The 26,997-nt window shown below is 28.8% G+C and carries 28 protein-coding genes and 3 tRNA genes; 27 read left to right on the forward strand and 4 right to left on the reverse strand.

The window, feature by feature from the left end; translation table 11 throughout:
* Positions 1 to 14 precede the first annotated feature (14 nt).
* Complete coding sequence (locus BG_RS03420) at positions 15 to 1,916, forward strand: methyl-accepting chemotaxis protein (protein ID WP_011193985.1); 1,902 nt, start codon at positions 15 to 17, stop codon at positions 1,914 to 1,916.
* Positions 1,917 to 1,958: 42 nt separating this feature from the next.
* On the opposite strand, the gene mnmA is transcribed toward BG_RS03420, so the two are convergent.
* The gene (gene mnmA / locus BG_RS03425) at positions 1,959 to 3,026 is read right to left on the reverse strand and encodes a tRNA 2-thiouridine(34) synthase MnmA (protein WP_011193986.1); all 1,068 of its coding nucleotides are present in this window, start codon (positions 3,024 to 3,026) and stop codon (positions 1,959 to 1,961) included.
* Between the two features lie 93 nt (positions 3,027 to 3,119).
* On the opposite strand from mnmA, the gene BG_RS03430 reads away from it, so the two are divergent.
* From BG_RS03430 to mvk, 6 genes are read left to right on the forward strand one after another with little or no spacing between them, the layout of a single operon-like run.
* The gene (locus tag BG_RS03430) at positions 3,120 to 4,343 is read left to right on the forward strand and encodes a hydroxymethylglutaryl-CoA synthase (protein ID WP_011193987.1); all 1,224 of its coding nucleotides are present in this window, start codon (positions 3,120 to 3,122) and stop codon (positions 4,341 to 4,343) included.
* Positions 4,327 to 5,391, forward strand: coding sequence for a type 2 isopentenyl-diphosphate Delta-isomerase (gene fni, locus BG_RS03435; RefSeq protein ID WP_011193988.1), 1,065 nt, complete (start codon positions 4,327 to 4,329; stop codon positions 5,389 to 5,391). Before BG_RS03430 ends, fni begins: the two co-directional genes overlap by 17 nt.
* Positions 5,381 to 6,655, forward strand: coding sequence for a hydroxymethylglutaryl-CoA reductase, degradative (locus BG_RS03440; RefSeq protein WP_011193989.1), 1,275 nt, complete (start codon positions 5,381 to 5,383; stop codon positions 6,653 to 6,655). Before fni ends, BG_RS03440 begins: the two co-directional genes overlap by 11 nt.
* Positions 6,633 to 7,571: a diphosphomevalonate decarboxylase gene (mvaD, locus tag BG_RS03445; RefSeq protein WP_011193990.1), complete on the forward strand. Its 939-nt coding sequence runs from the start codon at positions 6,633 to 6,635 to the stop codon at positions 7,569 to 7,571. The genes BG_RS03440 and mvaD overlap by 23 nt, the downstream gene beginning before the upstream one ends.
* Positions 7,562 to 8,515 (forward strand): GHMP family kinase ATP-binding protein, encoded by a 954-nt coding sequence (locus BG_RS03450; protein WP_011193991.1) that lies wholly within the window; start codon positions 7,562 to 7,564, stop codon positions 8,513 to 8,515. The genes mvaD and BG_RS03450 overlap by 10 nt, the downstream gene beginning before the upstream one ends.
* Positions 8,509 to 9,402 carry a mevalonate kinase gene (mvk, locus tag BG_RS03455; protein ID WP_011193992.1) on the forward strand — a complete coding sequence of 298 codons (894 nt, stop codon included), beginning with the start codon at positions 8,509 to 8,511 and terminating at the stop codon, positions 9,400 to 9,402. The genes BG_RS03450 and mvk overlap by 7 nt, the downstream gene beginning before the upstream one ends.
* An 8-nt stretch (positions 9,403 to 9,410) precedes the next feature.
* On the opposite strand, the gene BG_RS03460 is transcribed toward mvk, so the two are convergent.
* Together BG_RS03460 and BG_RS03465 are read right to left on the reverse strand one after the other, a co-directional pair.
* Positions 9,411 to 9,484, reverse strand: a tRNA-Val gene (locus tag BG_RS03460).
* A gap of 41 nt (positions 9,485 to 9,525) precedes the next feature.
* Complete coding sequence (locus tag BG_RS03465; protein ID WP_011193993.1) at positions 9,526 to 9,993, reverse strand: BB0689 family surface lipoprotein; 468 nt, start codon at positions 9,991 to 9,993, stop codon at positions 9,526 to 9,528.
* Positions 9,994 to 10,077: 84 nt separating this feature from the next.
* Between BG_RS03465 and BG_RS03470 the strand changes: the two genes are divergently transcribed.
* The 14 genes from BG_RS03470 to rnc all read left to right on the forward strand — a co-directional run bounded on the left by BG_RS03470 (position 10,078) and on the right by rnc (position 20,296).
* Positions 10,078 to 10,608 carry a Dps family protein gene (locus tag BG_RS03470; RefSeq protein ID WP_011193994.1) on the forward strand — a complete coding sequence of 177 codons (531 nt, stop codon included), beginning with the start codon at positions 10,078 to 10,080 and terminating at the stop codon, positions 10,606 to 10,608.
* 80 nt (positions 10,609 to 10,688) lie between these two features.
* Positions 10,689 to 12,698 carry an elongation factor G gene (gene fusA, locus BG_RS03475; protein ID WP_011193995.1) on the forward strand — a complete coding sequence of 670 codons (2,010 nt, stop codon included), beginning with the start codon at positions 10,689 to 10,691 and terminating at the stop codon, positions 12,696 to 12,698.
* A gap of 276 nt (positions 12,699 to 12,974) precedes the next feature.
* A complete protein-coding gene (gene badR / locus BG_RS03480) occupies positions 12,975 to 14,183 on the forward strand; it encodes a host adaptation transcriptional regulator BadR (protein WP_011193996.1) in 1,209 nt (402 codons plus the stop codon).
* Between the two features lie 62 nt (positions 14,184 to 14,245).
* Positions 14,246 to 15,580, forward strand: coding sequence for a signal recognition particle protein (gene ffh, locus BG_RS03485; RefSeq protein WP_011193997.1), 1,335 nt, complete (start codon positions 14,246 to 14,248; stop codon positions 15,578 to 15,580).
* A 12-nt stretch (positions 15,581 to 15,592) separates the two neighbouring features.
* Positions 15,593 to 15,853, forward strand: a complete 261-nt coding sequence (gene rpsP, locus BG_RS03490; protein ID WP_011193998.1) for a 30S ribosomal protein S16 — start codon at positions 15,593 to 15,595, stop codon at positions 15,851 to 15,853.
* The gene (locus BG_RS03495) at positions 15,854 to 16,102 is read left to right on the forward strand and encodes a KH domain-containing protein (RefSeq protein ID WP_004791279.1); all 249 of its coding nucleotides are present in this window, start codon (positions 15,854 to 15,856) and stop codon (positions 16,100 to 16,102) included.
* A 3-nt stretch (positions 16,103 to 16,105) separates the two neighbouring features.
* Complete coding sequence (gene rimM / locus BG_RS03500; protein WP_011193999.1) at positions 16,106 to 16,606, forward strand: ribosome maturation factor RimM; 501 nt, start codon at positions 16,106 to 16,108, stop codon at positions 16,604 to 16,606.
* Complete coding sequence (gene trmD / locus BG_RS03505; protein ID WP_011194000.1) at positions 16,603 to 17,322, forward strand: tRNA (guanosine(37)-N1)-methyltransferase TrmD; 720 nt, start codon at positions 16,603 to 16,605, stop codon at positions 17,320 to 17,322. The genes rimM and trmD overlap by 4 nt, the downstream gene beginning before the upstream one ends.
* A complete protein-coding gene (gene rplS / locus BG_RS03510; protein WP_011194001.1) occupies positions 17,300 to 17,665 on the forward strand; it encodes a 50S ribosomal protein L19 in 366 nt (121 codons plus the stop codon). Before trmD ends, rplS begins: the two co-directional genes overlap by 23 nt.
* A gap of 350 nt (positions 17,666 to 18,015) precedes the next feature.
* Entirely contained in the window at positions 18,016 to 18,555 is a 540-nt protein-coding gene (locus tag BG_RS03515; RefSeq protein WP_011194002.1) for a hypothetical protein, read from the forward strand.
* Between the two features lies 1 nt (position 18,556).
* Positions 18,557 to 19,048, forward strand: a complete 492-nt coding sequence (coaD, locus tag BG_RS03520; RefSeq protein ID WP_011194003.1) for a pantetheine-phosphate adenylyltransferase — start codon at positions 18,557 to 18,559, stop codon at positions 19,046 to 19,048.
* Positions 19,049 to 19,110: 62 nt separating this feature from the next.
* A complete protein-coding gene (gene rpmF / locus BG_RS03525; protein WP_002557290.1) occupies positions 19,111 to 19,293 on the forward strand; it encodes a 50S ribosomal protein L32 in 183 nt (60 codons plus the stop codon).
* Between the two features lie 23 nt (positions 19,294 to 19,316).
* Positions 19,317 to 19,559, forward strand: coding sequence for an acyl carrier protein (gene acpP, locus BG_RS03530; RefSeq protein WP_004789379.1), 243 nt, complete (start codon positions 19,317 to 19,319; stop codon positions 19,557 to 19,559).
* A complete protein-coding gene (gene rnc, locus BG_RS03535; RefSeq protein ID WP_004790777.1) occupies positions 19,559 to 20,296 on the forward strand; it encodes a ribonuclease III in 738 nt (245 codons plus the stop codon). The genes acpP and rnc overlap by 1 nt, the downstream gene beginning before the upstream one ends.
* Here the strand turns inward: rnc and BG_RS03540 are convergent.
* Entirely contained in the window at positions 20,267 to 21,499 is a 1,233-nt protein-coding gene (locus BG_RS03540; protein ID WP_011194004.1) for a CCA tRNA nucleotidyltransferase, read from the reverse strand. The two genes, rnc and BG_RS03540, sit on opposite strands and share 30 nt — an antisense overlap.
* Positions 21,500 to 21,615: 116 nt before the next feature.
* On the opposite strand from BG_RS03540, the gene BG_RS03545 reads away from it, so the two are divergent.
* From BG_RS03545 to dnaG, 6 genes are all read left to right on the forward strand, one after another.
* Positions 21,616 to 23,388, forward strand: a complete 1,773-nt coding sequence (locus tag BG_RS03545) for a DUF5312 family protein (protein ID WP_011194005.1) — start codon at positions 21,616 to 21,618, stop codon at positions 23,386 to 23,388.
* Positions 23,389 to 23,393: 5 nt separating this feature from the next.
* Positions 23,394 to 23,717: a hypothetical protein gene (locus BG_RS03550; RefSeq protein ID WP_004793254.1), complete on the forward strand. Its 324-nt coding sequence runs from the start codon at positions 23,394 to 23,396 to the stop codon at positions 23,715 to 23,717.
* A gap of 88 nt (positions 23,718 to 23,805) precedes the next feature.
* A tRNA-Thr gene (locus tag BG_RS03555) sits at positions 23,806 to 23,879 on the forward strand.
* A gap of 4 nt (positions 23,880 to 23,883) precedes the next feature.
* Positions 23,884 to 23,965 (forward strand) — tRNA-Tyr (locus BG_RS03560).
* 210 nt (positions 23,966 to 24,175) lie between these two features.
* Complete coding sequence (gene mltG / locus BG_RS03565) at positions 24,176 to 25,207, forward strand: endolytic transglycosylase MltG (protein ID WP_011194006.1); 1,032 nt, start codon at positions 24,176 to 24,178, stop codon at positions 25,205 to 25,207.
* Positions 25,208 to 25,212: 5 nt separating this feature from the next.
* On the forward strand, positions 25,213 to 26,994 hold the full coding sequence (dnaG, locus tag BG_RS03570; protein ID WP_011194007.1) for a DNA primase: 1,782 nt from the start codon (positions 25,213 to 25,215) through the stop codon (positions 26,992 to 26,994).
* The last annotated feature ends 3 nt before the right edge of the window (positions 26,995 to 26,997 follow it).

The following is a 26,997-nucleotide window of genomic DNA, read 5'->3' on the forward strand; positions in this document are numbered from 1 at the left end:
AAGGGGTGGTTAGTATGAAGCTGAAAGCTAGGATGTTGCTACTTGTTCTTGTTCTTATAGCATTCTTTATATCAATTTTGTTTTTTGTGTTTGGAATGTTGATTAATAATAAATTGGTAGATCAACAGTTTGATCCTATGATAAATCTTATTGGAAACATTAAAAGTTCTTTTAACCTTTATATTTCTTCAATGGAAGAGAAAGTTAGGGTTAGTTCCATGTATTTCAATTCTGCTGAAAAATTTAATGAGGCTAGTAAAATTAGATCCAAAAGATTGAATTTCATTTCAGATCAATCTGAAATTCTTGTTCAAACTGGTAGTAATATGATGGTTACAAACAAGGAAGGTGAAATAGTTTTTACTACGGCTGTTAAGGATAATAGTGATTTTGGAAAGTCTATTGGGGATAGAGAATATTTTACAAAACTTAAAGAATCTCAAAGCATTGTTTACAATTCTTTTGTCATGTTAGCAGATCCTGGATCTATTGAGGAGTCTTTAGTTAAAAATATTTCCAAAATAAGAAATAAAAAAGGTCAGACTCCTTATATATTAATAGGTATACCATTAAGAGATTTTGGCACAGGCGATATTTTTGGTTATTTTATGTTTTTTTATTCAGTAGATTATATAAATAGGTCTTTTAGAGGAATTAATTTTGGAATACTATCTAGCGGCCGTGCTTTAGCTTATGATACTACGGGTAGATTCTTGGTTCATCATACAGTATTGCCAGGCGATGTTTTGACTGATCTTAGTGCTTCTTATTCTAATATTCTTAAGAAAACATCTGAAGAGTTGTTGCAAAAAAATAAAGAAATTTCAACTGTTTATTATTATGATCCTAATAACAGTAAAAAATATGTGGGAATTAGTCAAAAGGTGTTATTAAATTTGTCTAATAGTAAATTTATTCTTTTGATGAGAACTTCAGAGGATGATTTTTATTATATGTCGCGAGCTACATCTTTAATTTTGGGTATTAGTTTTGCATTTACATTGCTTATTCTTGCCATTGCAACTCTTTATCTTGTAAAGAGATTGAGCTCTTCTTTGAATAAGATATTAGAATATTCTGAGCGACTTGCTTCTGGTAATTTTACTGCAGATGTTAATTTTGGCAAATGGGATACCGTGGAGCTGTATAGCTTGTACGAAGGTCTTGAACAACTCAGAACTAATTTTTCTTCAGTTGCTAAAGGGGTCATTGAAAACCTAGATTACCTTTATGAAAATGCTATTCAAATAGCAAATGCAAGTCAAAATTTAAGTTCTGGTGCTGTTGAGCAGGCTTCTACTTTAGAGCAAATGACAGCAAATATTGAACAAATATCACAAGGTGTTTCTGAAAATACTGAAAATGCATCTACTACTGAAAAAATTGCCGTTAATACTAATGAGAGAACCAAAGAGGGCCATAAATCTGTTGTTAAAGCTATTAAGGCAATGACCATAATTACTGAAAAAATTGGAATTATTGATGAGATAACAAGACAAACTAATTTGCTTGCTTTAAATGCCTCGATTGAGGCTGCTCGAGTAGGTGAAAAAGGTAAGGGATTTGAAGTGGTAGCCGCTGAGGTTAGAAAGCTTGCGGATCAAAGCAAGGAATCAGCAAGAGAGATTATTGATATTGCAAACAGAAGCTTAACTGTTGCAAGCCGTGCTGGGGAAAATTTTGAACAAATAGTTCCTGGCATGGAGCAAACGGCTAGACTTGTGAAAAACATTTCTAATGAAAGTTCTAAGCAAAGTGTTCAGATAGAGCAATTTAAAAATGCAATAGAACAGGTTAGTCAGTTAGTTCAGACTACAGCTTCAAGTAGCGAAGAGCTTTCTGCTATGTCTGAAAAAATGCTAGAGAGTGTCAAAGATTTAAAAGAATCTGTTGATTACTTTAAGATCGAAAAGTAAGGAGAAGATTGAAAAAATCTTCTCTAGCTTTTTGGTGGCTTATTATTCTATGATTTTAAAAATTTTAGCACCTCCTAGGCATTCTGTATTTTTGTAAAAGATTGCAAATTGCCCAGGAGAAATCCCATGATCTTTTTTGTTTAGAAAAATTTCAATTAAGTTATTTGTAATAAGTCTTAATTTGCATGAGTATTTTTTTTCACCATGCCTTATTTTAATTTTGAAATTTTCAAAATCTGAAGGCATGCCATTTATCCAATGTATTTCGTGAACTAAAAATTTGCGCTTTGCTTGTTTTAAATAATTCTCGTTATGTGAGATATATATAATATTTTTTTCTAAGTCTTTTTCTATGACGAACCAAGGTCCGTTGCTAAGTTTTATTCCTCTTCTTTGGCCAACTGTAAAAAACCAATATCCGTTGTGAATTCCTATTATTTTTCCTGTTTCTTTTTCAACTATATTGCCTTTTTTCTCGCCAAGATGATATTTTATAAATTCGTTATATTTAATTTTTCCTAAAAAACAAATACCTTGACTGTCTTTTCTATCTTTGTTGGGCAAATTTATGCTTTTAGCTATTTGTCTTACTTCGCTTTTAAACAATGTTCCTAAGGGGAAGTATAGTTTTGACATTTGTTCTTGAGAGAGATGAGATAAAAAGTAGCTTTGGTCTTTAATTTTATCTTTTGCCTGTTTTAAAAAAAACTTTTTCTCTTTTATTTGTATTCTGGCGTAATGTCCTGTGACAACCAAATCATACTGTTCATTAATTTTCTCAAAAAATGCTCCAAACTTTATTCTTTGATTGCAAAAAATATCTGGACTTGGTGTATTGCCATTTTTTAGTTCTTCAATAGTATAGATTACTACTTTGTTATAATATTCTTTTTGAAAGTTTATTATTTCATACGGTATATTAAATTTATTACATACGGCTTCAACGTAATTTAAATCTTCTTGCCAAGGGCAGTTTCCAATATAAGACAGTTCATCTTCAAGCCAAATTTTTAGATAATAGCATTTTATATTTGTATATCCTTTGTTTATAACTTTATAAAGGGCAATAGAACTATCAACTCCTCCAGATAAAAGTACGGCTATTTTCATAAACTTCCCTTTTTAGGTTTCATTATATAAGATTTTGATAATTTTTGTAAATTATAATATAATACTTAAATCCATTAATGCACCGAGGAATATATGAAAATAGGTATTAGTGATATTAGGATTTTTTTACCTTTAAATTATTTAGACTTTTCTGTTCTTTTGGAAAATCCTTTATATTCTTCCAATGAAGTTTTTTTAAAAAAAATCAATAGAGCGATAGATGCAACTCTGCAAAAAGGTTTTAGGTTTACCAGTCCCAATGAGGATAGTGTAACAATGGCAAGTTCGGCTGTTAAGCTTATTTTTGACAACAATAATCTTGATTTAAACAAAATTAGAATGCTTTTAGGTGGAACTGAGACAGGTGTTGATCATTCAAAGGCAATTTCTTCTTATGTTTTTGGGGCTTTAAAGCAGTCTGGTATTTGTCTGGGGAATAATTTTCTAACCTTCCAAGTTCAGCATGCGTGCGCTGGTGCTGCTATTTCTTTACACAGTGTAGCAAGTGTTTTAAGCCATTCTAATAATTCTGAATATGGTATAGTTTTTTCTTCAGATATTGCGCATTATAGCAATCTTACTACAGCTGAGATTACCCAAGGAGCTGGTGCAACTGCAATTCTGGTTGAAAAAAATCCAAAGCTACTCTCTATTAATTTATCTGAATTCGGAGTTTATACTGATGATGTTGATGATTTTTTTAGACCTTTTGGAAGTGTTGAAGCTAAGGTGCGGGGTCAATATTCAGTTGAATGTTACAATAATGCCAATGAAAATGCTTTAAAAGATTTTGCTGCCAAAAAGCAACTTAGTATTAAAGATTTGTTTTCTAATTATAGGTTTATTTTGCATGTTCCTTTTGCTAAAATGCCGATAGATTCAATGCATCATATTTTAAAAAAATATTATAGTGATGATGAATCTGTTAGGAATGCTTATTTAGAATCAATAGATTTTTACGATGGAGTTGAAGCTGCTATGGAAGTGGGGAATTTGTATACGGGTTCAATTTTTCTATCTTTAGCATTTTATTTAAAAAAAGTTTTTTCCAAGAAAGATATTACAGGAGAAAAGATATTGTTTTGTTCTTATGGATCTGGCAATATTATGATTATTTATGAATTTACCATTGAAAAAGGTGCTTTTGATGTTGTTAAATTATGGGATCTTGATGGACTTATAAAAAATAGAAATAATGCAAATTTTGAAGAATATAAAGATTTCTTTCAGAATAAAATAGTTCCTGGTGAATCCAAAGGATTTTATTTAAAAGAATTAAGGAATGATAAATACCGAGTTTATGGGTATCGAGCCTAATATACTAGAAAATAAAAAAAGGCATATTGAAATTTGTTTAAATAAAAACGATGTTAAAGGTGGCTGCAATTTTTTAAAGTTTATTAAGCTAAAACATAATGCTCTTAGTGATTTTAATTTTTCTGAGATAAGCTTAAAAGAAGAAATATTTGGATACAATATTAATATGCCTGTTTTTATTTCTTCCATGACAGGAGGCGGTAAACAAGGGAATGATTTTAATAAATCTTTAGTTAAAATTGCAAATTATTTGAAAATTCCCATTGGCTTAGGTTCTTTTAAGCTTTTGTTTAAGTATCCCGAATATATAAGAGACTTTAGTCTTAAAAGGTATGCTTATGATATTCCTTTGTTTGCCAATATTGGCGCTGTTCAGATTGTTGAGTTTGGTATTTCTAGAATAGCTGAAATGATCAAAAGATTGGAAGTTGATGCAATTGTTACCCATCTTAATGCAGGTCAGGAATTGATGAATGTTAATGGAGACAGAAATTTTAAAGGAATAAAAGAGTCAATAGCTAAATTGGCTGATTTTTTAAGTGTTCCATTGATTGTTAAAGAGACGGGTTTTGGAATTTCACCAAACGACGTTAAGGAATTATTGAAACTTGGTGTTTCTTATATTGATCTTGCGGGGAGTGGTGGAACTAATTGGGTCTTAGTAGAAGGTATAAGGAGTAATAATCTAAATGTTGCATCTTGTTTTTCTGATTGGGGTATTCCTTCGATTTTTACTTTGCTTGGCATTGATGATTCTCTAAAGGCTAATGTTTTTGCATCTGGTGGATATGAGACTGGTATGGATATTGCTAAAGGAATTGCTCTTGGAGCTAAGCTCATAGGCGTTGCAGCTGTTGTTCTTAGAGCTTTTTATAATTCAGGAGAAGATGCTGTACTTAGTCTTTTTTCTGATTATGAGCATGTTTTAAAAATGTCTATGTTTTTAAGTGGAAGTAAAAGTTTGTCAGAACTTAGAAAAAATAAGTATTTTTTGAGTAGCTATTTACTTGCAGAGCTTGGAGTTTTTAAGCAGTTTTATGAAACTTAGTAAAAATTTTAGGCATAAAAGTGTTTTAGAAAAAAGGCAAGAGATAAAAAGTTTTTTGGGATTATCTTTTAAAGATTTTTTTTATAATAATGCCAATGAAGATTTTCTTTTTAATATGATAGAAAATTATATTGGATATTTATCTTTTCCTATTGGAATCGTAAAAAATTTGAAAATAAATGGTAAATACTATTCTTTGCCTATTGCAACAGAAGAATCTTCTGTGGTTGCTGCCTTAAATTTTGCGGCAAAAATTCTTGAAAATGCTAATTTGAAGTATTCTTTGGGCGAAGTATTGGGAATTTCTCAAATTTATATAAAAACGGAAAAAGATTTAAGTAAAATTTTTGTTGATCTTAGTGATAAAATCAAGACCTGGATTGAACCTCTTTTGGTCAATATGAATCAAAGAGGAGGTGGATTTAGAAGATTATCAACTAGGTATATTAAAGAGCTTGGTATTCAAAAATTTAATCTTTATTTGGATACCTGTGATGCTATGGGTGCTAATTTACTAAACTCAATTGCAGAGCGTGTAGCAGAATGTATTTTTTTAGAATTTGGATATGAGTGCGTTTTAAAAGTTTTAAGCAATGATATTAATGAATTTACAACCAAAGCCTCTTTTGTTTTAGATTTTAAGCATTTGCTACCAAATAAAGAGGAGTCTTGGAATTTGGCTAAAAAAATTGAACTTATTTCTAGTATAGGTTTCTACGAAGAGGAGCGAGCTGTTACTAATAATAAAGGTATTATGAATGGAATTACGGGAGTATGTCTTGCAACTTTTAATGATACAAGAGCGCTTGAGGCCTCTGCTCACAGATTTGCTTCAAAAAGTGGTAAATATCTTCCTCTTAGTAAATTTTATACTATTGATAATGCTTTGGTTGGAGAAATCGAAATTCCTTTGCAAGTTGGCACTAAGGGTGGGGTTACATCTTTTAGCGAAGCTTCAATTTTAAGTTTTAGAATTATGAATGTAAATAGTAAGAGTGAATTTATGGGCATTCTCTCTTGCGTTGGACTTGCTAGTAATTTTGCTGCATTAAGAGCTCTTGCATTTAACGGGATTAAAAAGGGTCATATGAGATTACATGTTAATAAAATACTTTACCTTTTAAAGACAAAATATAATATTTCTAATTTCGAGAAAGACAAATTATTATTAGAAATGGAAAGAATGGATATTTATTCTTTTGATTTTGCTTTTCAAATTTTAAAGAAAATAAGGTTAGAGAATGAAAGTAAAGTGCAAAGTTAATGCAAGCTTAGCTTTAATTAAATATTGGGGCAAGAAGGATGCTTTTTTAAACATTCCAGCGACTTCTAGTCTTGCCGTTAGTGTTGATAAATTTTATTCAATAAGTGAACTTGAACTTTCAGACCAAGATGAAATAATTTTAAATTCAAAGCCAGTTGTATTTCAAAATAGAGAAAAGGTGTTTTTTGATTATGCAAGACAAATTCTTAGTGAACCGAATGTTAGATTTAAAATTAAAAGTGAAAACAATTTTCCAACAGCAGCAGGCCTTGCAAGTTCAAGTTCAGGTTTTGCTTCTATTGCTGCTTGCATTTTGAAATATTTTAATAAATATTCTTTTAATAGTGCATCTAATCTTGCAAGAGTAGGATCAGCTTCTGCAGCAAGGGCTGTTTATGGAGGGTTTACTATTTTGAAAGAAGGATCAAAAGAATCTTTTCAATTAAGAGATCAATCTTATTTTAATGACTTGCGCATTATATTCGCCATAATTGATAGTAATGAAAAAGAATTGTCTTCAAGAGTTGCAATGAATATTTGTAAACACCATGAATTTTATTATGATGCTTGGATTGCTTCTAGTAAAAAGATTTTTAAAGATGCTTTATATTTTTTTTTAAAAAAAGATTTTATACGCTTTGGAGCAACTGTTGTAAAAAGTTATCAGAATATGTTTGCCTTAATGTTTGCATCTTCTATTTTTTATTTTAAAAGTAGTACAATAGATTTAATTAAATATGCTGCTAATTTGAGAAATGAAGGAATTTTTGTATTTGAGACAATGGATGCAGGCCCCCAGGTAAAGTTTCTTTGTTTGGAGGAAAATTTAAATACTATTTTAAAAAGACTTAAACAAAATTTTACCGACATTAATTTTATTGTTTCAAAGGTTGGGCGTGGCTTAGAATGGATTTGATTAGTTTTTCTGTGCCTGGAAATTTGCTTTTAATGGGGGAATATACTATTTTAGAGGAAAATGGATTGGGGTTGGCAATTGCCATCAATAAGAGAGCATTTTTTTCTTTCAAAAAAAGCGATTCTTGGCGTTTCTTTAGCAAAAAGAAAGAGATAGATGATTTTTCTTTAATAGAAAATAGAAATGATCTTGTTTTTAAAATGTTTTCATATTTGAGTCAAAATTGTTTTTTAAATTTAGAGAGTTTTGCATATGATGTTTATATTGATACAAGTAATTTTTTCTTTAATGATGGAACTAAAAAGGGATTTGGATCAAGTGCTGTTGTTGCTATTGGTATAGCGTGTGGACTTTTTTTTATTTATAATGCTACTAATGTTGTTGAGAAAGATGAAATTTTTAAATATTGTTTAGAAGCTTACAGGCACGCTCAAGGAGGAATAGGTAGTGGGTATGATATTGCTACTAGTATTTTTGGAGGTGTTATTGAGTTTGAAGGCGGTTTTACTCCTAAATACAGACAACTAGGTTCTTTAGAGTTTGATGATTTTTATTTAATGCGGGGTTTGCAAGCAGTTAAAACCACTGCTTCTATTTATGAGTACAATAAACATAGAGATTCTATTTTAGATTTTATATTTAAATGCAATTCGGAGATGAAAAAACTTGTTTTAAGTGTTAGCACTTCTAAATCTGCATTAATTTCTAGTTTAAGAAGAGCTAAGGAATTGGGATTGGCAATCGGAGAGGCAATAGGAATTTCTGCAGCCTTGCCCCCAAGTTTTGAGCACCTTCAGGATCAATGTGATTTGATTAAGGCTTTGGGAGCTGGAAATGAAACTTTTTTAGTTTTTAGGCCTAATATTAAAGCTTTTGATTTGTCAAAAATTATTCCAATTGTTCTAGAGCACGAAAACATTAAGTTTGAAAGCGAGAAATGCTAAGAATAAGAAAGCCTGCTAAAATATTATTCTTAGGTGAACATAGCGCTGTTTATGGATTTCCAGTTATTGGAGCCACAGTTCCAATTTATATGGATTTGGTTTACAGTGTATCTAAAAATTGGAAATATTTAGGAAAATCTAGTACAAGACTAAATGGCCTGATAAGTTTTATTGTTTCGAATTACAACAAAGTTAATCCAATTGAGTTTGTTATTCTTTCTGAAATTCCTATTGGAGTTGGCCTTGGTTCTTCTGCTAGTCTTAGTTTGTGTTTTGCAGAATATATTACAAGTCATTTTGAATATAGGGATTGTAATAAAATTTTGTTGGCAAATCAAATTGAAAACATTTTTCATGGCAAATCTTCTGGAATGGATATTAGACTAATTGATCTTGGTGGAACTTTTTATTTAGAGAAAAAAGAAGATGTTTTTAATTCAAAAAAATTGAAAGATTCTGGTTTTTATTTTTTAATAGGAGCTATAAAAAGAGATTTTACTACTAAAGAAATAGTTGTTAATTTAAAAAAACAGTTATTATCTAATGCTGATTTGTTTGTTTTTATTGAAAAGCTTGGTCTTGCTGTAAGCAATGCTTATACTGCTTTTCATAATAAAGATATATATTCTTTAGCTAATGAAATGAATGTTGCACACTATTTTTTAAAGCGCTTAGGGCTATCTAATGATACTCTTGATTGGCTAATAAGTAGTGGGATTAAATTGGGCGCTCTTTCTGGTAAGTTAAGTGGCTCTGGTAAAGGAGGAGCTTTTGTTTTTCTTTTTGAAAGTCGAGAAAAAGCCAATACAGTTCAAAAAGAATTAAACAATATGCTTAAAAATTATAAAATAAACTTGGTCTTAGAGTTAAAAATACTTGAAGCTTAGGTTATTTTTGGGCCCAGAGAGATTCGAACTCCCGACATCCTGCTTGTAAGGCAGGCGCTCTGACCAACTGAGCTATGAGCCCTTTTTACTAATAAGTAGTATACAGTATAAGCTTTAATGGTGTCAATTATTCTCTTTTCTTTTTCCAAAAAGAACCACAAATATATTTATATTGTTATCTGTTTTTAATCTATAGCCACCTATTTTATTGGTATCTTTATTAATAAGAGCTTCTTTGTGGCTTGGACTTTTAAGCCATGCATCAACCACTCTGTCAAGTTCAATTCCTGATGCTAGTATCTCTCTTGTTAAAGTAAAGGATTTATCGTATTTGCGTATTCTTGTCATTGGGCTTGTGCCAAAAAGGGTATGAGTTAGTGTTTTATTTTCACCTAGTTTGATAGCATATTCTTTTGCAACTTTTTCAAGAGTATCATCTATTTCTAGATGGTTTAGATTTAATTTTTTTCTCAATTCAGCAATTTCTGAATATAGAATTTTCATATCTTCTTCTGTATCTATTGGATGTATTGTATTTAAATTGCATGCTTGAGACAAAAACAGTGTAAAAATCAAAATCAATTTTTTCATTAAAGATCCTTTTTATTTATTATGGTATTAAAATCATAATTATATCTCATTATGTATTATAATGATTATATAAAGGAGATAGTTATGGAAAAGTATTTAAGTTATATAAAAAAGGATGATTTAGAAGAAATACACTTAAAATTACAAGAACTCTTGGCAAGTTTGCATATTTTTTATTCTAATTTGAGAGGTATTCATTGGAATATAAAAGATACCAATTTCTTTGTTATTCACAAAAAAACCCAAGATCTTTATGAATATATTGAAAAGATTATTGATATTGTTGCAGAGCGTTCAAGAATGCTTGGATATGATTCTGAATTTAGATATTCTGAGTTTATAAAAAAATCCTTTATTAAGGAGCTTGATATTGAATCAACTTCTGATTTTTTACTTTCAATGCAAAGCATTGTTTGCAGTCTTGCTGAGATTTTGAAAAATATTTTTGAAATGAGGAAATTGATTGATGTTGCTTGTGATTATGGTACTGCTAATATTATGGATGACATAATGAGTGATCTTGAAAAGCATTTATGGATGCATAAGGCATTGCTTGAAAATTGTGATTGTCTTTGTCATGATGAGCACAAATGTTGCGAGTGCGATATAAAATAACAATTTTATTAAAAAAAGGCTTAACTTATACCAATGATTAGTTTATCTGAATTAAGGCTGTAGTTATTGTTGGGAATTTTATGAGTATTAGAAATATTGGAATTATGGCTCATATTGATGCTGGCAAAACTACTACTACAGAAAGAATTATTTATTATACTGGCAAAAGTCATAAAATAGGAGATGTGGATTCTGGAAATACTATTACTGACTGGATGCCTCAAGAGCAAGAAAGAGGAATTACTATTAGTTCAGCTGCTATTACTTGCCATTGGAAAGATTGCCAAATAAATATTATTGATACTCCAGGACATGTTGATTTCACAGCAGAAGTTGAAAGATCCCTTCGAGTTCTTGATGGGGGTGTTGTTATTTTTAGCGCTGTTGATGGAATTCAAGCTCAAACAGAAACTGTTTGGAAACAGTCGGAAAAATATGAAATTCCTAGACTTGCTTATATTAACAAGATGGATAGATTGGGCGCTAATTTTTTTAAAGTTGTAGGAGATATTGAAAACAAGTTTAAAACTATTCCTTTAATTTTGCAAATTCCAATTGGAAATGAGAGTAATTTTGAAGGAGTAGTTGATATTATTTTAAACAAAGAGCTTCATTTTGCAATGGAAAATGGAATTCCAAAATTAACTTATAGCCCTATTAGAGAAGAATTCGCTGAAAAAGTGGGGTTTTTTAAGAAAAAACTAATAGACATTCTTAGTCAATTTAGTGAAGAGATTACTCAATTATTTCTTGAAGATAAAGAAATTAGTTTAGATATTATTAAAAGTGAGATCAGAAGAGGTACTATTTCTAGATTCATTATTCCTGTTTTAATGGGAACTAGTTTAAAAAATATTGGAATAGAACCTTTAATTGATTCGATTGTAGATTACTTGCCAAGTCCTTTTGAAAAAAACTTTAGTGCTTTTTCTTTAGATGCAAATAAAAAAATTTTAGTTAATCCCAATGAAAATAAAAAATTGTCAGCGCTTGTTTTTAAAGTTCAATATTCAAGCGTAATTGCTGCTCATCTTTATTTTGTTAGAGTTTATTCTGGCGAGATTAATTCTAGTAAAAAAATTTTTAATGCTTCAAATGGCAAGCGTGAAAAGTTTACAAAAATTTTTAGAGTTTTTTCAAATAAAAATGAACAAATAGATTGCGTAAAAACAGGGGATATTGGTGCTGTTTTAGGATTAAAGTTTTCTTTTACAGGGGATACTCTTGTTGAAGAAAATAATAATGTTTTACTTGAATCTGTTACGTTTCCAGAACCAGTTGTTTTAATGTCTGTTGAGCCCGAAAGATCATCAGATGAAGTTAGACTAAGGGAAATTTTTGGAATAATATCTAAAGAAGATCCTACTTTTAGTTATTATGAAAGCAAAGAAACAGGGCAATTAATTATATCTGGAATGGGCGAATTACATCTTGAGATTATTTTGACAAGAATTAAAGATGAATTCAATCTTAATGTTTATACAGGAAAACCTCAAGTAAGTTATAGAGAGAGTGCAGGTAAAATTGTAAAAGAAGTTTTTGAGTTTAATAATATCTTTGCTGGCAAAAATATTGATTTTAAAATTGGAATGATCATTAAACCTTTGCCACGGGGGGAAGGAAATAAAATCGATTTTGAATGTGACATTAACCCCACAATTAAGTCTGCAATATTTAGGGGAATTACAACCGCATTTGTAAGTGGAGTTTTTGGGTATCCTATTATTGATATTAATGTTGGTATTTTTTCTATTGTTTCTGAGACTAGTAAGATTAGCGAGAGCGCTTTTGAATCAATTTCAGGATTTGCTTTTCATAGTATTTTTCAAAAATCGGATCCTATTAAACTTGAACCAATAATGTTATTAGAAATTAGAACGCCTATTGAGCATACCGGAGAAATTATTTCTAAATTCAATGTTATGGGGGGTGTTATTCATTCAGTTAGCAATATTGGGGAGTATGATTTAATAAAATCGGAGGCGGCTTTTGAGAAACTTTTTGGGTATGCTTCTATTTTAAGAAGTTCTACTAAAGGGAGAGGTAGTTTTACTATGGAATTTTCTTATTTTAAGGAAAAAGTAGGTTAAAGTTATTAGTTTTTAAGGTAAAATGGCTTTTCTTGTTTTTGTTATTTTTTAAATCTAATTAATTTTTATTGATGAGTTTTATGTAAAAATGATTTTATTCCTTTTTTTGCTAAGCTTTAAGTTTTTAATAGTTTATGAATGTGATATTATGATGTAAAATATTTTTAGCCTTATAAAGGCATGTTTGTCTTTTAGGGATAGATAGAATATTATATTGTTTTTTTTGTATGATATTTTATAATATTTTTTTATTTTAAAAAACAAAGGAGGCCTATTATGCAGGGTGAAAATATGGTTTCAATTAGGGGCGGAAATAGAAGAAAAATTCTTCTTAGTTTGAAAAATATGCAATATTCAAGAACAGACTTAGCTCGTAAGTTAACCTTAACAAATGCTGCGGTTACTATTTTGACTAATCAAATGATAAAAGAAAATCTTTTGATTGAAGTTGGTTCTAGAGTGTCTGATATTAAAAAACATGGACGAAAAGAAATACTTCTTGATATTAATAAAGATTATGCGTATTCAATGGGAGTTATTATTTCTAGCAATTATTTTCAAATAGGTATTGCAAATCTTAAATGCGAGGTTTTAATAAGCGAGACTCATTCTTTTGAGCCCCCAGTTAGTGCTTATGAGATTTTAGAAAAAATAAAAGATCATATGATAGAAATTATTTGGAAACATAATTTTTCAAGAGATAAGTTTATTGGTTTGGGCTTTAGTATTACAGGGCTAATAAAAGATAAAGAATCAGGCATTGTTAATGACAGTTATGGAGCATGGATTGAAAAAGATGTCCCTGTTAAGAGAATACTTGAGGAATATTTTTCACTTACAGTTTATCTTGAAAGTTATGTTAAAAATTTATCTCTTGCTGAATTTATGGGCAAAAATATAGATAATATTATGTTTTTTGACTATACAGATACTGCTGAACTTTCGATTTGGTCAGATGGCAATGTTTATCCCGGTTTTAATAATAAGTCAGGTATGGTTAGTCACATGATAATTGATTACGAAGGAGAAAAAAATTGTCCAACTTGTGGCAATAAGGGTTGTGTTAATATGTTAATATCTAACTTTGCTTTGCAGAGATTGATTTCAAAAGAGTTTATGAATGGTGAGATTCCTGAGCTTTATGAAAAGTATGAGGGTAGATTGAAAAAGGTTACAATATATGATGTTTTCTCTCTTTATGAAAAATATGATTTTGTAAATAAAATTATGCAAGATACGGTTAAATATTTAGCAATAATTATTATCAATATTCAAAGAATGCTTGATTTTAATTATTTAGTACTCTATGGTCAAAGTTTTAAATTAAAAGCTTTTTTTGATTCGTTAAAAGAAGAGATTAAAAAGCGCAATAAAGAGAATATAATATTAAAGCTTAGTTCATTAGACACCGAAGTTTCTGTTGTTGGACCCGCTTCTAGTGTTATTTTTAATAAATTTTATTTGACAGGAGGAGATATTGATTAATATTGCCTTTTTTTGTATCTTATATTTGATAAGATTATTTTTGAGAATAAGGGTTGTTTTTAATGCTTGAAAGTTTGGGGTCAAATTTTAAAAATTTTATAAACTATCTTTCTGGAAAATCTACAATAAATGATAAAAACATCTCAGAGGCTATTGAGATTATTAAGAATTCTTTAGTTGATGCTGATGTCAACTTAAGAGTTATAAGACGTTTTTTAAATTCTATAATTGAAGAATCCAAGGGAGTAAAAGTTTTAAGAGGTGTTGATCCTAAATCTCAGTTTATTAAAATTGTCAACGATAATCTTGTTAAATTTTTGGGAGGCAAAAGTTATGAGCTTGGCTTACATCCTGTCAATAAGCAATCTTATATTCTTATGCTCGGACTTCAAGGTTCTGGCAAAACTACAACATGTGCTAAGCTTTCTTTAAAGCTTAAAAAGGAAAATAGAAAAGTGCTTCTTGTAGCTGCTGACACATTTAGAGCAGCAGCTATAGAGCAGTTAAAAATATTGGGCAGCCAAATAGGTGTTCCAGTATTTTCACTTACAGGAGAAAAAGATCCTATTAAAATTGTTAAAGCATCTATAAAGTTTGCCGAGTCTGAGTTTTTTGATTCTGTAATAGTTGATACTAGAGGACGGCTTGAAGTTGAATCTTTGTTAGTTGAAGAGATAAAAAAAATCAAGGATATTCTAAAACCCACAGAAACCATTTTGGTAGTAGACTCTATGATGGGACAAGTTGCGGTAAATATTGCTAAGGAATTTAATGAGAATGTTGGACTTACTGGTGCAATATTCTCTAAATTTGATTCAGATACTAGGGGTGGGGCTGTGCTATCGTTCAAAAGTATTTGTGCAGTTCCTATTAAATTTATTGGGGTTGGAGAAAGAGTTGAAGATCTTGATTCATTTTACCCGGAAAGAATTGCTTCTAGAATTCTTGGCATGGGGGATGTGGTTAGCCTTGTAGAGAAGGTTCAAAGCGTTGTTGACAAAGAAGAGGCTATTAAGCTTGAGGAAAAAATTAATAAAGCTAGTTTTAATTTTGAAGACTATCTAAGTCAATTTAAGCGCATGAGGCAAATAGGGGGGGTTTCTAATTTTGTAAGTTTTTTACCAGGTGTTTCAAAATCAATGTTGAATATCAATAATTTAACCGAAGAAAGTTTTAACAAAGAAGAGGCTATTATTCTTTCTATGACTAAAAAAGAAAGAATAAATCCAGTTATTTTGAACAATCCCTCAAGGAAAAAAAGAATAGCTTTGGGTAGTGGAACAACTATTTTTGATGTTAATAAGCTTATAAAGAAGTTTAGTCAAACAACTTTAATTATGAAAAAAATGAAAAATAAAGATTTTCAAAATAAGATTGCATCCCTTTTAGGGAAATAAGGAGGAATAAATTTGAGTGTTAGGATAAGATTGAAGAGAATGGGTGCTAAAAAAAGACCTTATTATAGGATTGTAGTTATGAATTCTGCTTCTCCTAGAGATGGTAGAGCAATTGAAGAACTTGGTTATTATCATCCTGTTGAAAAGCAAAAGCAAATAAAAATTAAGGAAGATAGAATGAAAGATTGGATAAGCAAGGGAGCAATTTTAAGCGATACAGTGAAAATGCTTTTAAATAAAAACAACTTGAATGCGAAAAGTCAGGAGGTTTAGATGAAAGAGTATGGGAATGAGATTGAACTTATAGAGTTTATAGTAAAGTCTCTTGTAGATAAACAAGATGAAGTAAAGTTAAATGTAATTGAGGGTGAAAAATCAACTATTTTAGAATTAAGGGTTTCTCAAAGTGATGTAGGAAAAATAATCGGAAGACGAGGGCGTATTGCGCGAGCTATTAGAACTTTGCTTGGAGCTTGTGCTGCTAAAACCAATAGGCGAGTGCAATTGGAAATTTTAGATTGATTTATGTTTATTAAAGGCGTAATATTATCGTCTTATGGAGTTAATGGGTATGCTAGGGTTAAAAGCATATCCAATAATTTTTGTGATTTTATTAATCTAAAAGACAATAAAGTCCTTCTAAAAAAAAACAATGGCTTTACCATTGAAGTTAAAGTTGTAGATGTTAATATAAAAAGCAATTCTTTATATTTGAAGTTTGAAGGGATTAATACTCCAGAGTCAGTAAAGTCTTTGATTGGTTTTGAATTATGGGTTGATGATTCGCTTGCATCGAGTTTGAAAGAAGGTGAATATTATTTGGGTAAATTGATTGGCTATGCTATTGTTAACGACAACAGAAGGCTAGGAGAGGTTGTATCTTTCTTTGAATATTTAAATAGCGTATTTCTTGAGGTCAAAGTGGGTATTAAATTTTTTTTTATTCCCTTTTTGAGCATTTATATTGGAGATATAGATGCAAGAGAAAAAACAATTGAGCTTAAGGTTTTAGATCTTTTAAGATGAAATTTACCGTTATATCTCTTTTCCCAGCAATAATTAAACCATTTTTTGAAAATTCAATAATGAAAAAAGCTATTAACAAGGGAATAGTAAGTTTTGAGCTTATTGATGTTAGAGATTTTTCAAAAGATAAACATAAAAGGTGTGACGATTTGTCTTACGGAGGCGGTGCTGGGATGGTGTTAAAAGCTGAGCCCATGTCTTTTGCTCTTGAGCATGTCGAAGCTACTAAGAAAACAACAATATTTTTAAGTCCTTCTGGTATAAAGTATACTCAAGAATTGGCATATTCCTTGTCAAAAAAAGAAGAAATTGTTATAATTTGTGGAAGATATGAAGGAATTGATCAACGTATTATAGATTTATATGTTGATTTTGAGATTTCTATTGGAGATTATGTTCTATCTTCAGGGGAGATTGCAGCTCTTGTTTTAATAGATAGTGTATATAGGTTGCTAGATGGAGTAATAAATCCTAATTCTTTATTGGAAGAATCATTTGGGATGAAAAATGGGTTACTTGAATATCCTCATTACACCAGACCTTATAATTTTATGGGGATAAAGGTTCCAGAAGTTCTTGTTTCAGGACATCATGAAAATATAAAGAATTGGAGACTTTTTAAAGCTAGAGAAAAAACTAAGAAAAATAGATATGATTTATACCTTAAATATTTAGAGATAATAGGAGAAGATAATGGATTTGATAAGAAAAATTGAAGCCCAGAATAAGAAAAGCGAGGCTTTTGTCTTTAATGTGGGGGATACTGTAAGGGTTATTTATAAAATTATTGAAGGTAGTAATGAAAGGTTGCAGAGTTTTGAAGGAATTATTATTTCTTTTCAAAATAAGGGGATTGGCAAAACATTTTTGGTTAGAAAAATTTCTTCAGGAATAGGCGTTGAAAAAATTTTTCCAGTATATTCTCCTATTATAGAAAAAGTTGAAGTTTTAAGAAGGGGAAAGGTTAGAAGGGCGAAGCTTTATTATATGAGAAATAGAATTGGTAAAGCTGCTATGAAGATAAAGGAGCGTCTTAATATTAAAAAAGTTAAGCATTAGTTTTTAAGTTATTTTAAATATTTTAGTAAATTGGGTCATGAGATTAATATTAAAAATTATTTTTGAATGCTTTTTTGTTTTGCAAATTTTTATTCAAAAATTTAGGATTTTTACTGTTTTAGAAAATAATTTCGGTAAGCTTAATTTTGTATTTGTTGTGATTAAAGGCGTTAATTAACTATTTTTATTAATTTTAATGCGAGTTTAATTGCATTTTTTTATTTTCAAAAGCTAAAGATTTGAAATTTTGATTTATCGAAAAACTTTTAAGCTATGTAAGTAATTTTGTTCTTAAATTTTTGTTTTTTGGAGGACAAATATTTATTTATTTTCTTTAAGGAGAGTTGATTTTGAAATATACTCAAAGTAAGTTTAAGGGTAGTAATTTTCAGAAATACAATAAGCGTTTTTATGGTTTTAAAAATAAAAGATTAAATTTTGAGAGTAAAAGTCAAAATGTTATCCCGTTAAACAGTTTTAATAATAGATCGAGTGTTTTAAATCCAGATAAACAAAATGTTTTTAAGGGTAAGTTTAGAAGAAAAAATATAAAATTTAAAACAAGAATAAATCTTGATATTACTTGTGTTATTTGTGAAAAAAAAATAAATGATCTTGCTTTTAGTATGTCTTTAAAGGTTGAAAATGAAGATAAGCCTATTCATTTTGATTGTGCTATCAACAAATTAACGGCTGAAAATAATCTTTCACGTAATGAAAAATTGGTTTATAGGGGTGTTGGTAAATTTTTTATTGTGGATACATCCTCTAGAGGAGAATATTTATATTTCAAAATTATTAAAGAAATTGAATTTGAAAATTTAGAAGAACAGCCAATGTGGCGCAAAAAAATTCTTAAAGATATTAATAGAGGATTTAGGCTTTCTTGATATGAAGGTGGCAGTTTTTCCAGGATCTTTTGATCCAATTACCTGGGGTCATATTGATTTAATTAAAAGATCATTGGCTATTTTTGACAAAGTTGTTGTTTTAGTAGCTAAAAACAAATCAAAAAAATATTTGCTAAGTGATGTTGAGAGGTTTAGTCTTGCAAAAGATGTTATTTCTTCTTTAAATTTTTTAAATGTATTTGTAGATAGGTATAGCGGGTTTATTGTTGATTATGCACTAATTAATTCTATTAAGTTTATTGTTAGGGGAATTAGGGCTTTTAATGATTTTGATATAGAGTTTGAGAGATATCTTGTTAATAACAAGTTAAATTTTAAAATTGATACTATATTTTTGCCAAGTAGTGCAGAGCATTTATATGTAAGGTCAGATTTTGTAAAGGAATTGATGATGAAAAAGGATGTTGATCTTTCTCATTTTGTTCCAGAATTGGTGTTCAATAGATTGAAATCTAAGTTTATTGACAAATGACTTGGTTAATATATATATTATTAAGATAATTTAATGTAGTTTAAAAGTAGTAGGAGAAAGTAATGGCTGTTCCAAAATTTAAGCCTTCAAAATCTAGGAGTAGAACAAGGCGTAGTATAAATATGAGAAAAAAAATTCCACAATTTCAAGAATGCTCTAATTGTGGTAATCTTGGGGTGAGGCACAGAATTTGTTTAAAGTGTGGATATTATAGAAATAACCAATATCTAGAAATAGGTTTGTAATTTGTAGCAAGGAAGGTGTATTCATGGATAATGATGAAATTTTTAGTAAGGTTAGGTCTATTATATCTGAGCAACTTGATAAAAAAGAAGATGAAATTACTATAGATTCTAGATTTGTTGAGGATCTTAATGCAGATAGTCTTGATATTTATGAGCTTTTATATTTACTTGAAGAGGCTTTTGATGATAAGATTCCAGAGAACGAAGCCAATGAATTTGAGACAGTAGGTGATGTTGTTAATTTTATTAAAAAGAGAAAAGGTTGATGAAAAAAAAATCTTCCGATTTTTGTTTTGGCAGTGAAAGAAAAGCACAATTAAGTGAATTCTTGGAAAATTTGAGCATTGATTTTAATAATTTTGATTTACTAAATACGGCATTGAGCCACTCGTCTTATTCTAATGAGTTAGATCAGAAAGCTGACAATAATGAGAGATTAGAATTTTTAGGAGATTCTGTGCTTAATTTGATTATCACAGATCATCTTTATAAAACTTATCCAAATAAAAGTGAAGGAGAGCTTAGTAAGGCCAGGTCTTATATTGTTAGTGAAGACTCCCTATCTAGTATTGCTAGAGAGATTGATCTTGGTTCTTATATTTTACTTGGCAGAGGGGAGGAGAGTAATGATGGTCGCAACAAAAAAGGCATTCTTGCAGATGCTATTGAAGCTTTTGTAGGCGCTATTTATCTTGATAGTGGGTTTTCAATGGCAACAGAATTTGTGGTTGGACTTTTTGACATGTATATAAGATTAATGTTTAATAGAGGTGATTTTAAAGATTATAAGAGCTTGTTGCAAGAATATGTTCAAAAGAAATATAAAATCTCGCCAAGTTATAAGCTAGACAAGGAAATAGGTCCAGATCATGATAAAGTTTTTTGCGTGGAGCTTTATGTTGGAGAAAAGTTTATATCAAATGGAAAGGGCAAATCTAAAAAAGAAGCCGAAATGAGAGCTGCTGAAGTAGCTTTAAAGGCTATGGAAGATATTAATCTTTAGGGTTTTTATTTTTTTAATAAGATACTTTTTAGTATTAAGTCTGGGATTTTCAATTACATGGTTTAGAAGTATATTTAAAATTTTACCTATATTTTTATTTTCTATTTCTTCTAGATTTTGAATATCTTTTCCATTTATTTTTAAATCTTTTAAAGAGAGAGGATTTTTTAGCAATTTTTTTCTTTTTATGTTTTTTATTATAAATAAATATTTTTTCTTTTTCCCTTTGAGTGCCTTGTATATATCGATTATTTCTTTATAATGTTCTCTTGTACTTTTGCTAAGCAAATATCTAATATCGCTCAATTTTTTGATATTAAAAATATTTTTATTATCGATTATGCTTCTATAAAATAAAATTAACTTAATTTCTTTATTTGAAAATTTAAGTAAAGTTAATTTTTCTTTTAGTTCTGTTATAGGTTTTTCAATTGTCAATATAGTGATTGCCTTTAGGTAAAATTTTTCTTTGTTAAGCAGGGCAGTTTTTTTGATTAATTTTGTTTTTATTTCTAGATTAAAAAAATTTTTAAAAAAATCAACTTTTTTAAGATAATAAATTCCTTTTTGTATATTTTTACCCTCTAACAATTTATGAAATTCATTTTTTATTCTTTCCTTTGAAATCATTAAAATATTTTCTTTTTTATATTTCATTGAAATTAAAGTATTTTTTTCAATTTTAAAATTAAGTGTAGATGAGAATCTTGCTGCCCTTAGTATTCTAAGGGCGTCTTCTGCAAGTCTTTTATTTGAGTTTCCTATGCATCTTATTATTTTCTTATTAAGATCTTTTTTTCCATTATAGCAATCTATTATGTTGAAATTAAAAATGTCCATTGCAATTGCATTGATTGTAAAATCTCTTCTTTCAAGATCTTTAATTAAATTTTTGGTATATTCTACTTGTTTAGGGGTTCTATTGTTTTCATATTCTTTTTCTATTCTGTATGTAGTGATTTCAAAGATTTTTTTATTAAAAATAATGCCAATTGTGCCATGTTTTATTCCTGTTTTAATGTTATTTGGAAATAATGTTATTATTTCTTCAGGAGTCGCATTTGTTGCAAAATCAAAATCGCAAGGTTGTTTATTGAGTAGTAAGTCTCTTAAAGCTCCTCCAACTAAATAAAATTCGTAGTTGTTTTTTTTAAAAATTTTACCAATTTTAATTATATCTTTATTATTTTTACCTAGATTCATATAAAATTATATTATATTGTAAATAATTTTTTTCTAAAATTGATTTACAATTTTAATTTATTTGAAGTATGTTGTAAGTAGTGCTTTTATTTTTTAAATGGTTTTATTGGGGTTTTATGAGTGGTAATAACAATAGTGTATACAACGCTATAGGGCAGCTTTCAAAAGAGACCAAAAATAGGTTGATGAACGATATAAGAAAAAGTTTAGGCTTGAATTCTTCTGAGTTTGTTTTGCCCAATTGTAGTAATGAGCCTTATGTTGATTCTCAGCTTGAAAAATTTCTTTCAGGGCGTTTAATGGAAGAGTCATTTCTTATGAGAATGTGGTTAACTATTTTAAATTTTTTTCAGAAGGATAAAAGTAAAGAAGATATTTATAAAGCTTATGTTATAAAAAACCTAGAAAATCAAATTAATGAAATGTGTAAAAATCCAGTAATAGATTTTAAGAAAGAATGTTTGTATGTTGGCTTTGTAGAAATGTTTTTTAGTGTTTGCCGATATTCAATGGAATTAAAAGAATTTTTTAAAAAATTAGAAAAAGGTGGCATTGCTGTTGAACAAACTATTTTAGAAATTATTCAAAACAAAGTTCTTAATTCTAAGAAAAATTTGGAAGATTTTTTGGATGAAGGCGAATATGAGCTTTTTTTGAAAAAAGAAAAGACCCAAAACGATTTAGAAGAATCTCTTCAGGTTAAGATAAATGAGTATATTAATTCTATTCCACTTGATACTTACAGAACTGTCTCTAATATGTTTGAAGTTTATTATGTTTTTAATAGTTTAGCGTTTTTTCCTTACAAATCTTTTTTTTCATTTTTCAATGTAGATCTTTTAGATAATGTTGAAAATATTAGCATCGTTGACCTTGAGGTTGACTTTGGAACTAGCTTTTCAAGTGTTAGTAAGTATTTGAATTATTTTTTTGACATTTTGTATACATTAAAAGATACTGAGATAGATGAGAATATCGTTAAAAGTATTATATCAAATTATTTTTTAATATCTGATGATATTAGCAATTCAGAAATAATTTCAAGAGAAGATCATTTATCTCGAGTAGAATATGTATTGAAAAATGTTTTATCGATTTTATCTAAGATTGTTGGCTTGTCAAGAACCTTACCTTATTTAGATGTTTTTAAGGTTTATTGCAAAAACCCGGTTGCATCTCCTAAAAGATATGTACCCTTTTTTGATGTGAAAAATTTTTATGAGAACATTTTATTTTTAAATGTTATGGGCCAGGCTATTAAAAGGCGTGATAGCTCTTTAAAAGCTCTTGTGATTAAAGAGCTAAAAAATCTTGTTAGAGATCCTGGTGTAGTTTTAAATTTAAAGGGTGAGATTTTTAAAGAATTAAATCTTGGTCACTATAGTTTTAAAAAGTTATATTTTCTTAATGATTTTTTTAAAAACATATATGATGTTAGAATGATGGAAGTTCTAAGAACTATAAATAATGTCGTATTAATCAATAATCATGACCTTAGAAATATATATGTTGACATTGAAAATAATATTACTGCTTTGAAAAAAGAAATTTATAATATTTACTTTGAGATTGATTATAAAAATGAAGAGTTTGAAAGGCATAAAAGAGAGAGTAAAATTGATGATTCTTATAAGGAAAGGATTTTGAAGCGGTGTTTAAATGAATCGATTTCTATTGATAAAGCTTCAAATAGATTTGTAGATTATTTTATTGAGCTTAAAAAGAGATGTTTGGCTCTTTTAGAAAATCAAAATGTTTTTATTCGAAAATCCTTAACAGTTTCTTACAAGTCAATGGCAAATGGAAATAAAAAAATTACATTAGCTGATGTTATTGGTAATCTTTTAGAAATTATTAATCAAGCACTTTTTATAATAAAAAATTTATAAATTTGATGAAAGCTTTTAAAGTAAAAAATCTAAGACGTTTTTCAAATTTTATTAGAATTTTGGTTATTGTATTGTTTTTAAATTCTTTATTGAGTTTCTTTGTTTTTTTGGCAGGTTCTTACAATATTTTTGTTTACAATTTTCAGAAATTTTATCTTGATCTTACTATTGTTTTAAGTGCTTTTTCTTTTGGGCTTGAATCTACTAGGCTAATATTTTTTTATTTATTGAGAAATAAAAAAATTAATTATTATTTAATTTTAATTTTTAGTTTTATGATTTTTTTTTGTGCTCTTGTTTTTAAAATTTTTCTTTCTGGCAATAAATAGATTAATAGGAAGATTGCATTAATTGTTTGTCATTATTCTATTGACTAATAAATTTTATTTTTATAAACTAACTATTAGTTTCTTATTTGCCGACTTAGCTCAGCTGGCCAGAGCAGCGGTCTTGTAAACCGCAGGTCGTCGGTTCGACTCCGACAGTCGGCTTTTAGGGGCGGTACCGAAGTGGTTAACCGGGGCAGACTGTAAATCTGTTGGCTTTGCCTACGTGGGTTCGAATCCCACCCTCCCCAATTTAGTGGAATTATAAATGATTTCCTTTTTATAATTTTTTGATTGTAATCTTTTAAATGTGTTGTATCGTTTCATTATGGTGCTTATATTTTTATCTATTTAGAAAAGTTCTTATTGGTTATAAAATATGATGTTAGTTATCAGTTAAAGCTTTTAATTGATAACTAAAGAGTAATTAGCAAATACTTTTGTTTAGCTAGGAGATTCTTGTGCTTATTAAAATTGGGAAAGTATTTATTCTTTTGTTCTTTTTAGGATCTGTTTTTTTAATTTTTATATATTTTTTAAATCTATCTTCTTTAGCAAATGGTTTAGTTTATGAATTTGATGTTGAGAAAGGTTGGGGAGTTAAAAAAATAGCTAAAGAATTAAAAAAACAAAAATTAATTAAATCCGAATTGCTTCTTGTTTTTATTTCGTATATTTTTGGTAGTGACAAACAATTTAAAGAGGGAAGATATTTAATCAATAGTGATCTTTCTACATTTGAGATGTATAAAGAGTTTTTAAGGGGATCTTCTAATGTAAATATTGATGTTACAATACCCGAAGGGTATACTAGCAGAAGAATTGCTTCTAAGCTTAAAGAATTTGCTGTTATTGATGATGTTCAAGATTTTCTTTTTTTGATCAACGAAAAATCATTTATTTACGAGCTTGGGTTCGATTATGATTCTCTTGAGGGATTTTTATTCCCAGATACCTATAAATTTTATAAGGGTATGGAAATAAAGAATATTGTTCGCATGTTTGTTGACAATTTTTTTAATAAGCTTAAATCTATAGGTGTTGTTTTTAGTGATTATTCAAATAAAGATCTTTACCATAGAGTAATAATAGCATCTATTGTTGAGCGTGAGTATAGAGTTAAAAGTGAAGCTTCAACTATGTCTTCGGTTTTTTATAACAGAATAAAATCCGGTATGGCATTACAATCTTGTGCTACTATTGAATATATTATTACAGAGGAGCTAGGACGAAGCCATCCCAAAAGAATTTATTTTTCAGATTTAGAGATAGATTCTCCCTATAATACATATATTAATAAAGGGTATCCTCCTACTCCAATTTCAAATGCTGGTATTATTTCACTGCAAGCAGCTTTTTTCCCTAAAAATACGCAATATTTATTTTTTGTAGTACAAGACTCTAAGTTGGGCACACATCAATTTTCATCAGATTATTCTTCACATCTTTTAGGAGCAAAAGATTATATTAAAAATTTTATTACTAAGGATTAAGAAGTATGGAGTATTTACAAACTGCAGCTTCAATTAAAGCTAAATTTGATATTGTAGCTATTGTGGAGCAATATATTAAGCTTGCTAAATCGGGATCTACTTATAAAGGGCTGTGTCCTTTTCATGCCGAGAAAACCCCTTCTTTTTTTGTAAATTCTTTGCAAGGATATTTTTATTGTTTTGGATGTAAAAAGGGTGGGGATGTTATTGGATTTTTAATGGATATGGAAAAAATCAATTACAATGATGCTCTTAAGATTTTATGTGAAAAATTTGGTATTTATTATAATGATTTAAAAATAAATCGAAAAAGTGAAAAAAAAAGTGAAAATAAAGACATGGTTTCAAAAATTTACTCTTTAAACTCTAGATTAATCAATACTATTAAATTTTTTTTGAATAAAAATAAAAAAGCATTAGATTACGTTTTAAAGAGTAGAGCAATATCTAAGGAAGTCGTTGATTTATTTGAACTTGGTTATTTGCCGTTTAGTATTAAAGATGGCTTAGAACTTCATGATTTTTTAGTTTCAAAAGGATACTCTTCTGAAATACTAAGGAAAAGTGGTTTATTCTCAAAAACAAATCCCAAAGCTTCTATTTTATCTCAAAGATTAATTTTTCCAATTAAAGATTTTAAAGGAAATGTTGTTGGCTTTGGGGGCCGAGATTTAGATGGGAAAGGCTCTAAGTATATTAATTTAAGTGAAACTGAAGTTTTTAAAAAAAAGGAGCTTCTTTATGGATTTTATGAGGGTCTTAATGAGATTAAATCTACAAAGTCAGTTATATTAGTAGAAGGATATATAGATGTTCTTGCCTTTTTTACATCTGGGATTAAGAGAGCTGTATCTACCCTTGGCACTTCTTTTTCAAAAGAACATCTGGCTTTGATTCAAAGATATGCCAATGAGGTAATATTTTCTTTTGACGGGGATGATGCTGGACTTTCTGCAACTTTAAAGGCTTATCAAATTTGTTTGCCATTTAATATTAATGTTAGTGTTGTTAAAATGGATTTTGGCCTTGATCCTGCGGATCTTCTTAAAGATAAAGGTGAGGGATCTTTACAAAAAATTTTAAATAATAAATGCGATGCTTTTGAATATCTCTTAGATGCTTATTCTAATAAATATGATTTAAATAAAACTGTAGATTTAAATGCTATGATTAATTTATTTTTAAATTTGATAAATTTATCTAAAATAGATACTCAAAAAAAAATTTTTTTAGATAAGCTAAGCAATAAGCTTGGTGTTGGTGTAACAACTTTATTGAAAGATTATTATAGAATAAAAGAAAGATTTGTAGTTGACAATAATAAAAGAAATTTGTATGCTCATAATGATGATTCTTATGAGAGGTATCTAATAGTAGCTTTGTTGAAAAATTTTAGTTATTTTGGTATAATAAGGCGCAATATTATTGATAGTGATTTAAGTGATATCAATGCCAGAAAAATTTTTATGTGTTTTGAGGATTTATTTGAAAATAATAAAGATTTTTCATTAATGGATTTAAAAAGAAATTTAAAAGATAGCTATAAAGTTAGTGAATTTTTTTTTGAAGAAATTTTAAATTCTGGATTTGAAATAGATGATGAGGCGCTCATTCATATTTTAATTGCAATCAAGAGAAGAAAATTAGATTCTCGTGTTTTGCTTTGCAAGAAAAAAATTGATGGGGACTCTTTGGTAAATGCTAAGATTCAAATAAATGAATTAATGTTTTTAAATATGCAGAGAAAAAATTTAAAAATCTACACAGACGATGTTCCAGGGAGTTAAGTT

Origin of the sequence: Borreliella bavariensis PBi (assembly GCF_000196215.1) — a bacterium.
GTDB lineage: Bacteria > Spirochaetota > Spirochaetia > Borreliales > Borreliaceae > Borreliella > Borreliella garinii.